The sequence below is a fragment of the Mesorhizobium sp. M7A.F.Ca.CA.001.04.2.1 genome (assembly GCF_003998485.1).
Lineage (GTDB): Bacteria > Pseudomonadota > Alphaproteobacteria > Rhizobiales > Rhizobiaceae > Mesorhizobium > Mesorhizobium ciceri.
In genome coordinates this window covers 1-11,497 of the sequence record NZ_RZQT01000079.1, presented here as the reverse complement: position 1 = coordinate 11,497, position 11,497 = coordinate 1, and the positions used below count along the sequence as shown (strand labels likewise).

At 63.5% G+C, this 11,497-nt stretch carries 11 protein-coding genes; 5 read left to right on the top strand and 6 right to left on the bottom strand.

Annotated elements, in window-relative coordinates; translation table 11 throughout:
* Positions 1-3: 3 nt before the first annotated feature.
* Together EN955_RS22700 and EN955_RS22695 are read left to right on the top strand one after the other, a co-directional pair.
* Entirely contained in the window at positions 4-3,177 is a 3,174-nt protein-coding gene (locus tag EN955_RS22700; RefSeq protein ID WP_024502951.1) for an efflux RND transporter permease subunit, read from the top strand.
* Positions 3,178-3,269: 92 nt separating this feature from the next.
* Positions 3,270-3,428 carry a DUF3309 family protein gene (locus EN955_RS22695; RefSeq protein WP_013529196.1) on the top strand — a complete coding sequence of 53 codons (159 nt, stop codon included), beginning with the start codon at positions 3,270-3,272 and terminating at the stop codon, positions 3,426-3,428.
* A gap of 57 nt (positions 3,429-3,485) precedes the next feature.
* Here EN955_RS22695 and EN955_RS22690 read toward each other — a convergent pair whose 3' ends face one another.
* Positions 3,486-4,445 carry an SDR family oxidoreductase gene (locus tag EN955_RS22690; protein ID WP_024502952.1) on the bottom strand — a complete coding sequence of 320 codons (960 nt, stop codon included), beginning with the start codon at positions 4,443-4,445 and terminating at the stop codon, positions 3,486-3,488.
* A gap of 157 nt (positions 4,446-4,602) precedes the next feature.
* Positions 4,603-4,812 (bottom strand): DUF680 domain-containing protein, encoded by a 210-nt coding sequence (locus EN955_RS22685; RefSeq protein ID WP_024502953.1) that lies wholly within the window; start codon positions 4,810-4,812, stop codon positions 4,603-4,605.
* A gap of 114 nt (positions 4,813-4,926) precedes the next feature.
* Between EN955_RS22685 and EN955_RS22680 the strand changes: the two genes are divergently transcribed.
* Positions 4,927-5,835, top strand: a complete 909-nt coding sequence (locus tag EN955_RS22680; RefSeq protein ID WP_024502954.1) for a LysR family transcriptional regulator — start codon at positions 4,927-4,929, stop codon at positions 5,833-5,835.
* Here the strand turns inward: EN955_RS22680 and EN955_RS22675 are convergent.
* The 3 genes from EN955_RS22675 to EN955_RS22665 all read right to left on the bottom strand — a co-directional run bounded on the left by EN955_RS22675 (position 5,799) and on the right by EN955_RS22665 (position 8,209).
* A complete protein-coding gene (locus tag EN955_RS22675) occupies positions 5,799-6,974 on the bottom strand; it encodes an MFS transporter (RefSeq protein WP_024502955.1) in 1,176 nt (391 codons plus the stop codon). The genes EN955_RS22680 and EN955_RS22675 overlap by 37 nt on opposite strands.
* Before the next feature lie 117 nt (positions 6,975-7,091).
* Positions 7,092-7,400, bottom strand: coding sequence for a DUF1244 domain-containing protein (locus EN955_RS22670; RefSeq protein ID WP_013529201.1), 309 nt, complete (start codon positions 7,398-7,400; stop codon positions 7,092-7,094).
* A gap of 11 nt (positions 7,401-7,411) precedes the next feature.
* Complete coding sequence (locus tag EN955_RS22665; protein ID WP_024502956.1) at positions 7,412-8,209, bottom strand: N-formylglutamate amidohydrolase; 798 nt, start codon at positions 8,207-8,209, stop codon at positions 7,412-7,414.
* Between the two features lie 245 nt (positions 8,210-8,454).
* Between EN955_RS22665 and EN955_RS22660 the strand changes: the two genes are divergently transcribed.
* Entirely contained in the window at positions 8,455-8,943 is a 489-nt protein-coding gene (locus EN955_RS22660) for a DUF1036 domain-containing protein (RefSeq protein ID WP_013529203.1), read from the top strand.
* A complete protein-coding gene (pyk, locus tag EN955_RS22655; RefSeq protein WP_013529204.1) occupies positions 8,940-10,376 on the top strand; it encodes a pyruvate kinase in 1,437 nt (478 codons plus the stop codon). The genes EN955_RS22660 and pyk overlap by 4 nt, the downstream gene beginning before the upstream one ends.
* A gap of 42 nt (positions 10,377-10,418) precedes the next feature.
* Here pyk and EN955_RS22650 read toward each other — a convergent pair whose 3' ends face one another.
* Complete coding sequence (locus EN955_RS22650) at positions 10,419-11,483, bottom strand: alpha/beta hydrolase (RefSeq protein ID WP_024502958.1); 1,065 nt, start codon at positions 11,481-11,483, stop codon at positions 10,419-10,421.
* Between the last annotated feature and the right edge of the window lie 14 nt (positions 11,484-11,497).

The following is an 11,497-nucleotide window of genomic DNA, read 5'->3' as shown; positions in this document are numbered from 1 at the left end:
GCCATGGATATCGTCAGACTCGCAATCAACAATGCCCGCCTGACCATCTCGGTGCTGGTCTTCCTGCTGCTCGCCGGCTGGGTCGCCTATCAGTCGACGCCGAAGGAAGCCGAGCCCGACGTTCCGATTCCGATGATGTATATCAGCCTGATCTATCAGGGCATTTCGCCGGAGGATTCGGAGCGCCTTCTGCTGCGGCCGATGGAAAGCAAGCTGAAGAGCCTGAAAGGCCTCAAGGAAATGCGCTCGGCCGCCTTCCAGGGCGGCGGCTATGTGCTGGTCGAGTTCCAGCCGCAGACAAATCTGGCGACGGCCTTGCAGGACACGCGCTCCAAGGTCCAGGACGGCAAGGCCGACCTGCCGCAGGCGGCCGAAGAGCCGGTCGTTACCGAAGTCAACATCTCCGAATTCCCCGTCCTCGTCGTCACCCTGTCGGGCGAATTGCCCGAACGCGTGCTGACCGCCGCCGCGCGCGAACTGCGCGACCGTATCGAGGAAGTGCCAGGCGTCCTGGAGGGCTCGTTGCAGGGTTCGCGCGACGATCTTGTCGAAGTCGTCATCGATCCGATGAAACTGTCGTCCTACGGGTTGCAACTCGATCAGCTGATCGGCGCTGTCGGGGCCTCCAACAGTCTGGTCGCCGCCGGCAATATCGAAGGCTCGGAAGGCAAATACGCCGTCAAGGTGCCGTCACTGATCGAGACGCCCGAGGACGTGGCGGCCTTGCCCGTGGTCGCCGGCCCCAATGCCGTGGTGCAGGCCAAGGACATCGCGACGATCCGCTCGACCTTCGCCGATGCCACGACGATCACGCGCCTCAATGGCAAGCCGGCCATCGCCATCGAAGTCAAGAAGCGCATCGGCGCCAATCTGATCGACACGCTCGCCAAGGTGAGGGAGGTGTCCGACGCCTACGTCAAGACGATGCCGCAAGGCATGAACGTCACCTACACGCAGGACAAGTCGGTCTTCGTCAACCAGTTGCTCGGCGATCTACAGAACCACGTCATGATCGCCGTCATCCTGGTGTTCATCGTCATCCTCTACGCGCTGTCGGGTCGTGCCTCGCTGCTGATCGGCCTGGCCATTCCGTCGTCTTTCCTGATCGGCATCCTGCTGCTGGCGATGATGGGCTACACGATCAACATGATCGTGCTGTTCAGCCTGATCCTGGCTGTCGGCATGCTGGTCGACGATGCCATCATCGTCACCGAGTTCGCCGAACGGCGGATGAGCGAAGGCATGCCGAAGGCGGAAGCCTTCGCATTGGCCGCCAAGCGCATGGCCGGTCCGGTCATTGCCGCGACGATGACGCGCATAGCCGCCTTCTCGCCACTGCTGTTCTGGCCGGGCATCATCGGCGACTTCATGAAGTACATGCCGATCACCCTGATCGTGACGCTATCGGCCTCGATGCTCTATGCGCTGGTGTTCGCGCCGACGCTGGGGGCGATCTTCGCCAAGGCGCCGGAGCATCATGAGGATGACAATCGCGACGGCTGGTACATGGCGATCGTCAAGCAGGCGGTGCGGTTTCCGATTACGGTGGTTTTGCTGACGGTCGCTCTGCTGTTCGGCGTCGGCTTTGCCTATTCGAAATATGGCGCCGGTGTTGAATTCTTCCCCAGTGTCGAGCCCGACTACGGCCTGCTCTACGTGCACGCGCGCGGCAACCTTTCGCTGGCCGAAATGGATACGGCGACCAAGATTGCCGAAAACAGGATGCTCGGCTGGCCCGGCATCAAGTCGGTCTACACCCGCGTCGGCAAGACACAAGGCGGCGGCCAGGATGTCCCTGAAGACGTCGTCGGCGTCATCCAGTACGAATTCATAGATTGGCGCGAGCGCAAGTCGGCGAACCAGATCCTGAACGATTTGCGCGGCGTCATGGCCGGCATTCCCGGCGTCGATGTCGAGGTGCGCGTGCCGGAGGCCGGTCCGCCGACCGGCAAGCCGATCCAGATCAGGCTTTCGGCCGTCGACCCCAAGGGGCTCGACGACAAAGCGCGCGCGGTTGCGGCACGCATCGGCAAGGTGCCTGGCGTCATCGACATTTCCGACGGCCTCCCGCCGCCCGGCGTCGACTGGGCGCTCGAGGTCGACCGTGCCAAGGCAGCGCAATATGGCATCAGCCCAACCGCTGTCGGCACAGTGGTGCAACTGGTGACCAACGGGCTGAAGCTTTCGGAATACCGGCCTGCCGGCGCCGACGACGCCGTCGACATCAGGCTGCGTCTGCCGGAAGACCGGCGCACGCTGTCGACGCTCGACGAGCTCAGGGTGCAGACCTCGCAAGGCTCGGTGCCGATCTCGAATTTCGTCGTGCGCAAGCCGGAGCCGACGGTTGGTATCCTCAACCGTATCGACGGCGCGCGCACGGTGGTCGTCCAGGCAAACGTTGCCGCAGGCGCCCAGGTCGCGGCCGTGCAGGCGGAGGTCACCAAGGCCGTCTCCGGGATGGATCTCGGCAGCGGCATACGTTGGAAGCTGGCCGGCTCGAACGAAGACAGCGCCGAGGCCAGCGCCTTCCTTGGCAAGGCCTTCGGGGCGGCGATCTTCCTGATCTTCCTGGTGCTGCTGATGCAGTTCAACAAATTCACCAGCGTGCTGATGGTGCTGTCCTGCGTGGTCATGGCGACGGTTGGCGTGTTCCTGGGGCTGCTGATCACAGGCGAGACCTTCGGCATCGTCATGTCGGGCATTGGCGTCATCGCTCTGGCCGGCGTGGTGGTGAACAACAACATCGTGCTGATCGACACCTATGACCGGCTGCGCGAAGAAGGCTGGGACAAGATGGACGCGGTGCTGCAGACCTGCCGCGAGCGCGCCCGGCCGGTGGTGCTGACGGCGGTGTCGGCGATCCTCGGCGTGTTGCCGATCGCCTTCGGCCTTGGGCTGGAAATCTTCCATCACGAGACGACGATCAACGCGCCGTCGACGCAATGGTGGATTTCGCTGTCCTCGGCGATCGTCTTCGGCCTGTCCTTCGCCACCTTGCTGACGCTGGTGGTGACGCCGTCGATGCTGATGATTTTCACGCGCAGCAAGAACAGCCGCTTCTATGCGTTTTTCCGCCGGCTGTTCCGGCGCGGCAAGGGAACGGTTTCGCCGACCGACAGGCCTGGCCAGGAAGCAGGCGACGAACCGGAAGTCGCCTTTCCGAGAGCCGCCGAATAGACCCCATCGCCGATTTGACCGCAGAGGCCGCCCGGAACAACCGGGCGGCCTCTGCATTGTCTCTGAGCGAAACGTCGAAGCGAGGGCTTCTCATGCCGATCACCACCATCGTCATCATCGTCCTGATCCTTGTCCTGATCGGCGCGGTGCCGGCCTGGCCGCATTCGCGCTCCTGGGGTTATGGGCCGTCGGGTATCGTCGGCGTCGTGCTGGTGGTGCTCATGGTGTTGCTGTTGATGGGACGGCTCTGAGGCGCCCTCTCGGGGATTGTTCAGTGTGCAGAGGGGCGGCGCCCGTGATCGCGGGAGTCAGGCAGCTTTCGCAACGCCATCCACGGTGGCAATGCCGATATCGCCAAGAGCTTCAGCAACCGCCTGATCCAACGGCGTGTGCGGGATCTCGCCGACGATGCCTTCCAGCCGTATCGAAGCCAGCTGATGCGGCTCGAAGCGCAGGTAGGACATGGAGACGATCTCGCGCCACATCGCCACGAACGGGCTGCCAGCGCGCAGCACCCACCAGGGCATCGAAGTCATCTTGAGCGGACGACCAATAGCTTTCTCGGCAGCGGCCTTGATCTGCAGATCGGTGACCGCGTGGCCCGGAAAGTTCAGCGCTTCATAGAAGCCGAGCTTGTCCAGATTGCGCGCCAGCGCGACGAAGCCCACAGCGAAGTCAGGCAGATAGGCCCATTCATGCACGAGGTCGACCGGGCCAGGCGCGGTGTAGATACCCTTGTTGATCTTGGCGGCGACGATCAGGTCGAACCATGATCCGCTGCCGGTGCCGCCGAAGAAATCGCCGGCCCGCAGAAGAATGGTGCGGACGCGGCCCGCGTCGGCCTCGCGACGAAACAATTCCTCCATGGCGCAGCGGATGCGGCCCTTTTGCGTGGTCGGGTGGAAGGGTGTGTCTTCCGATATCACCGCCGGCATCGGCGAGCCGTAATTGTAAACGGTGCCGGGGAAGAGATGCAGTGCGCCGTTCGCATGGCAGGCGGCCATGACATTCTGCGCCATCGGCAGGCACTTGCCCCAGTCGGTGTAGATCGGGTTGAGGCCGTTGAAGACGATATCGACACCTTGCGTGGCGCGGATGAGGGCCTCGCGGTCGAGAGCGTCACCGGCAACGGCCGTGGCGCCCTTGAGTTCGGCCGGCACCTTGCCGTTGCGGGTGACGGCGCGGACCTCGTAGCCCGCGTCGATGAAGGCCTTGGCGACCACACGGCCGAGCCGGCCACCGGCACCGAGAATTGCGATCTTGGTCATTGGAAGCACTCCTGGTTGGGATTTAGATGGTCGGTCGGGCGATCGATATCAGCGACAGCGCGATCGAGATCAGCGGCAAGCGCGATCGAGATCAGCGGCAAGCGCGATTGGGATCAGCGGCAAGCGCGATTGGGATCAGCGACAGGCGCGATCGGGATCAGCGGCTGCCGAAGAGATCGCGGTTGCTGCCCTGTGTGACCGGCTTCCGGATGGCCGCATCGGGGTTGTGAATCGAAGCGGTGGCCGTGTCGTCGGTGCTGGTGGCGGCCGGCTGGCTGGCGTCGTTCGAACCAAACTTGTCGCTGCCGGCAAAAGCGGCGCTGACGGAAATGAGGATGGCGGCGGTGGTGAGAGCGATCTTGGTCATCTGAGTTCTCCTGGTTGGTGTTTGCAGTCCGTGTTGGTGTCTGCAGCTGGAATATGGTCGCTTCGAATACGAATGGAAATTGACTAAAGGTGGCGTTCTGATATTCATAAACGAATGGCAGAAATCGACTGGAACCTGATCAAGAGCTTTGTCACCGTGGCGGAATCCGGCAGCCTGTCGGCTGCCGCGCGGAAGCTTTCGGCCAGCCAGCCGACGCTTGGCCGTCACATCGGCGAGTTGGAACAGGCGCTGGGCGTCACGCTGTTCCGTCGAGGACGGCACGGCTACGAACTGACGGAGGCCGGCAGCACGCTGTTGGAACGCGGCAAGGCGGTCAGCGAGCAGGCAAGCGCCTTCTCACTCCTGGCACTGGGTTCGGTTGAGGCTATCGAAGGCACGGTGCGTATCGCCGCCAGCGAGGTCGTGGCGGCCTATGTCCTGCCTGAGATGACGATGCGGCTGGGGATCGAGGAGCCCGGCATCGAGGTCGAGATCGTCGCCTCCAATCAGGTCGAGAACCTGCTGCGTCGAGATGCCGACATCGCCATCCGCATGGTCAAGCCGGCGCAGAACGAGCTGATGGCACGCAAGGTCTGCGACATCGAGCTCTGCGCCTGCGCGGCCAAATCCTATCTCGACAGGCGCGGCCGTCCGCTGAAGCCTGCCGATCTTGTCGACCACGATCTGGTCGGCTTCGACCGCGGCGACGAGATCATCAGGGGTTTTACCCAACACGGCATCCCCGTCACCCGGAGCAGCTTCCGCTTCAGGGCCGACAACCAGATCGTTTTGTGGGAAGCGGTGCGGGCGGGAAACGGCATTGGTCTTGGCCAGGAGCCGCTGGCCGACAGGGATCCTTTGATTGAGAAGGTGCTGCCTGACCTGCCGCTGCCAGTTCTGCCGGTGTGGCTGGCGATGCATCGCGACGTGCGTACCAGCGTGCGCATCCGCCGTGTGGTGGATTTCCTTCACGAGGAGCTGAAACGCTATTCGGCGGGTGCTGGCGCGAATTCGGCGCGGTGAGCGAGCCCGGCCATCAGCAACACGATGATCAGCAGTCCCGACATGGTGATGAAGATCGGGCCGAAGCTGGAATGCTCGGCAACGAAGCCGATCGCCGACGGCGCCACCAGTATGCCGCAGTATCCGATCGTTGTGACCACGCTCATGCCGGTGCCGGAAGACATGCCTTCCTGGTTGCCGCCGGCCGAAAAGATGATCGGCACCATATTGGCGATGCCGAAGCCGCAAAAGGCAAAGGCTGCAATGGCGAGCCAGGGCGAGGGCGCCAGGCCAGCCACCAGCATGCCGACCGCGGCTACGAGGGCCGACGCGCGTAGCGTCGTCACCGCGCCGAAGCGATTGCGTATGCCGTCGCCGAAGAACCGCGTAACCGCCATGACGCCTGAAAATCCGGCGTAGGCGAGGCCGGCGACGGCGAGATCGGCGCCGAGCTCCTGGCGCAGATACAGGGCTGCCCAGTCGAGCACCGCGCCCTCGGAGATCATCGCCAGTAACGCCATCAGCCCGATCAGATAAACCAGCGGGTTTGCCGGCAGTGCGAATTTGTGGTGCTCGGCCGCCTGCGGTCTGTCTTCGGCGAGGAGATGGCGAACGGCCACCGCGATCACCGCGAAGGCAAACGCCGTTACCGCCGCCGCGTGGACGAGGTGGCCGTAATGCTGGATGGCAAAGCCGCCGAGGCCGCCACCGGCAAAACCGCCGAGACTCCAGAAGCCGTGCGAAGACGACATGACGGCGCGGGAGAGCCGCCGTTCGACCACCACGGCGTTGGCATTCATGGCAACGTCCATGCCACCGATCGAGCCGCCGAAGATGATCATGGCAACGGCCGCCAAGGGTACGTCGGGCGCCAGCGCCACGACCATGAGACCGAGGCTGCCGCACAGCGCGAACCAACGCAGTACGGTGCGCGAACCATGTCTGGAGATCAAATGGCCACACCAGGTCATCGCGACGACGGCGCCGACCCCAAACAAGAGAATCAGCAGACCGAGCGTGAACTTCGAAATCTCCAGCCGGGTCAGGAACACCGGAATCTGCGGCGCCCAGCTGCCCGTCAGGAAGCCGTTGGCGAGGAAAATGGCCGCGAGCGCCCATCGTCCGCGAATGGCAATCAGCTTGGCAGTTGACGCGTTCATGAGGCGAATCCCGCAAGAAATGGCTTCGCGCGGCAAATTAGATCGATTCAATTTTCAGTCAAGGCTCTTTCGGGAAGCATTTTTTGAGCCAAACACAGCCTTGAGTGATCGCTGGCCTTAATGGTCCTTGGGGCGCCTTGCCTCGAATTCGGCCTTCTTGGCGTCGGAGGCCTCGGTCTGGTTGAGCGCCTGCCATTGCGCATAGGGCATGCCGTAGACGATCTCGCGCGACTGATCCTTGGTGAGATCGACGCCCTCGGCATTGGCCGCCTCGCGATACCAGTTCGACAGGCAGTTGCGGCAGAAGCCGGCGAGGTTCATCAGGTCGATGTTCTGCACGTCGTTGCGTTCGCGCAGATGCTCGACCAGCCGGCGGAAGGCGGCCGCCTCGAAATCGCGTTGCTGCTCGTCGCTGAGTTCGGTCATCGAAACCTCCGTCATAGCGGCCCGGTGCGCGAGCCGAACATCTTCACCACATGTATATCGGGACGGCGGTCGATGGCGTCAACGATCGGCGCCAGCCGTTCGGCCCAGGCGAGCGCGCCCTTCTGGTCCGATATCAAATCCTGTCGGATCTCGATCAGCGCATGGGCGAAGCCGTTGACGATGGCGTGCTTGTACATGGTGTCGCCGCGCAGCGCGCCGTCATAGGGTTCGTTGTCGCCGACGACGAGGTTCCTGTCCTGCGCCAGCATGTCTATCAACGGCCGCGCCACGCGGTCGTCGAGGTCCCACAGGATGCCGACGTGCCAAGGACGCTGGATTCCTTGCATGGCCGGGGTGAAGGAATGCACCGAGAAGATGAAGGGCGCCTGGGCGGAAGCCTGTGCGACCGAGGCGATCATGGCGCTGACGGCGTCGTGATAGGGCCGGTAGAACCCGTCGAGCCGCCTCTCGCGCTCCTCGGCAGCGATGGGGTAGTTCCCAGGTACGACCGTGCCGTCATAAAGCTGGCGAATGAGCGTCGGGTCGTCTTCGCCGCGATTGGGATCGATCAGCAGCCGCGAAAAATTGGCGAGCACCGCTGGCACGCCGAGCAGGGCAGCCAGTTCGCGCGTCACGCCCTCGACGCCGATGTCATAGGCGATGTGGCGGTCGAACTCCGCTGAGGGCAGGCCGAGGCTGCCATAGTCGTCGGGCAGGTCGCGACGGGCATGATCGCCCAACAGCACGATGCCTCGCTTGCGGTCGCCCTCGATGATGTCGAAAGGCGCGAAAACTGTGGATCGGGTCATTGGCGGGAAATGGTCTGTTCGCTGGCTTCCGGGGAGGATGCTATCGTCATTCCACGAAGACGACGCTTGCGCAATGCCGTTGTTTGGCCAAGGTTTCCCGGGAAATCTGGCACAAGTCGGCGAATTGTGCGCCGGAGCCTTTCTAAATCGATTGGAATTGGACAAAACGGTGCGTTGACATGCGCCCGGACTTTTCCGAAAAGGGGCGCAGAGAGATGCTGATGTGGTTTTTGAGGGGTTTTCGGATGAGTTCCGCCGGCGGGCAGCGCATGCGCTCTGCCTTTGCCATGCCGCTCCTCACTCTTGCCATCGGCCTGTCGGCCATGGTCGTGGCTTCGCCGGCGCGTGCCGATTTCCGCGTCTGCAACGCCACGCAGAACCTGGTTGGCGTCGGCATCGGCTATCGCGCCAAGGCCGGCTGGATCACCGAAGGCTGGTGGCACATCGAGGGATCGAGTTGCAAGACGCTGATCGAAGGGCCGCTGTCATCAAGGTTTTACTATCTTTATGCAGAAGACGCCGAACGCGGTGGACGCTGGGACGGCCCGATCAACATGTGCGTGGCTGAAAAAGAGTTCAAGATCGCAGGCGTAACCGACTGCGTCGCCCGGGGCTTTCAGCGCGCCGGATTCCAGGAATATGACACGGGCGAACAGGCAAGCTGGATGGTCCAGCTGACCGATGAGTCCACAACGGGAGGCGCTCCAGCCACCCCGGGAACAAACAGTCAATGAGACGTAGCCGCAAGGTCAAGATCCTAGCCACCATCGGTCCTGCCTCCTCCTCGGAGGAGATGCTGAAGAAACTGTTCGAAGCGGGCGCCGATGTGTTCCGCATCAATATGAGCCATACCGACCATGAACTGATGCGCACGCTGGTCGGACGCATCCGCGCTGTCGAGGAAGCCGTTGGCAGGCCGATCGGCATCCTCGCCGATCTGCAAGGGCCAAAGCTGCGCGTCGGCAAGTTCGCCAACGGCAAGGAAGTGCTGACGCAAGGCCAGACCTTCACGCTCGACGACAATCCCGAGCCCGGCACCTCGACCAGGGTCTATCTGCCGCATCCGGAAATCCTGAGCTCGGTCGAAGCCGGCCATCGCCTGCTGATCGACGATGGCAAGCTCGAGCTGAAGGCGGTGAAGAGCGACGGCAAATCGATCGTCTGCACCGTCGTCGCCGGCACCACGATTTCCGACAAGAAAGGCGTCAGCCTGCCTGACACCGACCTTCCGGTCGGCGCGTTGACCGAGAAGGACCGCAAGGACCTCGATGCCGTGCTGGCCACAGGCGTCGACTGGGTGGCGCTGTCCTTCGTGCAACGGCCGGAGGATCTGGCCGAAGCGCGCAAGATCGCACGCGGCCGGGCGCTGATCATGGCCAAGATCGAGAAGCCGCAGGCTGTCGCCCGGCTGGCCGAAATCATCGAATTGTCCGACGCGCTGATGGTCGCCCGCGGCGATCTCGGCGTCGAGATGCCGCTCGAGGCGGTGCCCGGTATCCAGAAGCAGATCACGCGCGCCGCACGCCGCGCCGGCAAGCCGGTGGTGGTTGCAACGCAGATGCTGGAATCGATGATCACGGCACCGGTGCCGACCCGCGCCGAGGTGTCCGATGTTTCGATCGCCGTCTTCGAAGGCGCCGATGCCATCATGCTGTCGGCGGAATCGGCGGCGGGTGCCTATCCCGTCGAGGCCGTGGCAATGATGAACCGTATCGCCACCAAGGTCGAGACCGATCCGACCTATGCCGGCATCATCAACGCCCAGCGCTCCGAGCCGGAAGCGACCGGCGCCGACGCCATTTCGCTGGCCGCGCGCGAGATCGCCGAAACGCTGAAGCTGTCGGCGATCATCACCTACACCGCATCAGGCACCACGGGCCTGCGCGCCGCCCGCGAGCGGCCGCAAGTGCCTGTTATCGCGCTGTCGCCGATCCTCAACACGGCGCGGCGGCTGTCGCTTTTGTGGGGCACGCATTGCGTTGTCTCGCCCGACGCCGTCGACCTCGACGACATGGTCAACCGCGCCTGCCGCATCGCCTTCGACGAAGGCTTCGGCAAGCCGGGCGACCGCGTCATCATCACCGCGGGCGTACCGCTGCGGACACCGGGTTCGACCAACATGCTGCGCATCGCCTATATCGGGTCGGACACACAAGTCAGCCGCTAGATTCCCAAAGCGTGTCGGCTCTGAACGGTTCGGGCGACCGCCTTAGGTCGGCGCGAGTTCGGCCTGCGGTACCTTGATATCGGCGCATCTGCCGGCGTCGTAGGCGTCGCCGGCGATGCGCGCCTCCACGGTCCTGGCCATCGCCTGCAGGTCTATATTCTTGCCGGCGACCTTCTCGATGGCGCCGACGGTCAGGTCGGGCGCGATCCAGTCTGGCTTGTGTCCGAGATTGTGCACCCAGACGAGTTCGGCACCGGCAATGTCGCGCGCCAGGCCGACCGAATGGATATGTGCATAGACCACCTTGTCGCGATCGCCTGAAATGACCACGGTTGGCGCCTTGATCTCGTTGTAGCGCGGTGCGGCGTCGAGGGCATAGCGATAGAGCCCGGCGACATCGGTGGCGTTGGCGCGAAAGGCTTTTGGTCGCAGCACCAGCGGGATAGAGGCCATTCCGAGATAATTGTCCGGCACCTTGTTGGGCGAGAAAACGCAGGTGGTGGCGTCGGCCATCTGCAGTGTACCGGCCGGATAGGTCAGCGTTTCGGAAAACAGCCAGCCGAGCACCGGAATGGTGGTCAGATCGTAGTACCAGGCGGTTGCGCCGCCCGGCCATGGATGGGTCGCCGGTGCGAGGAAGACCAGTCCAAGTGTCTTGTCTGGATGCTCGCGGCCAAAGGCCGATGTCACCACGCCGCCGAAGGAATGGCCGACGATGACAGCCTTCCTGATGCCGAGATGGTCCATCAGTGCGGCAATGGTGTTGGCCTGCGCCGACGGGTTCTCGTTATGGGTGCCGCGACCCGACCAGCCGTGGCCTGGCCGGTCGAAGAACAGCATTTCGGCGCGGCCTTCGAGCAAGGGACGCAGCGGCAGCATCTGGTCCCTGAGATTGGCGCTGGCGCCGTGAATGAAGACGATCGGCGGCAGCTCGGCGTTGGCGGGTGCCGGAACATGGACATAGTGGATGCGGGCGCCGTCGATGTCGGCGAACTCGCCGAGCGGCGGATCGCGGCGCTCGATCAGCCATGAGCCGACGCGGGTGACGCCGACAAAGCCGAAGACAAGCGCCATCAGGAAGGCAAGGGCGGCGTAGATCAGGTTCATGGGGAAGATACGGA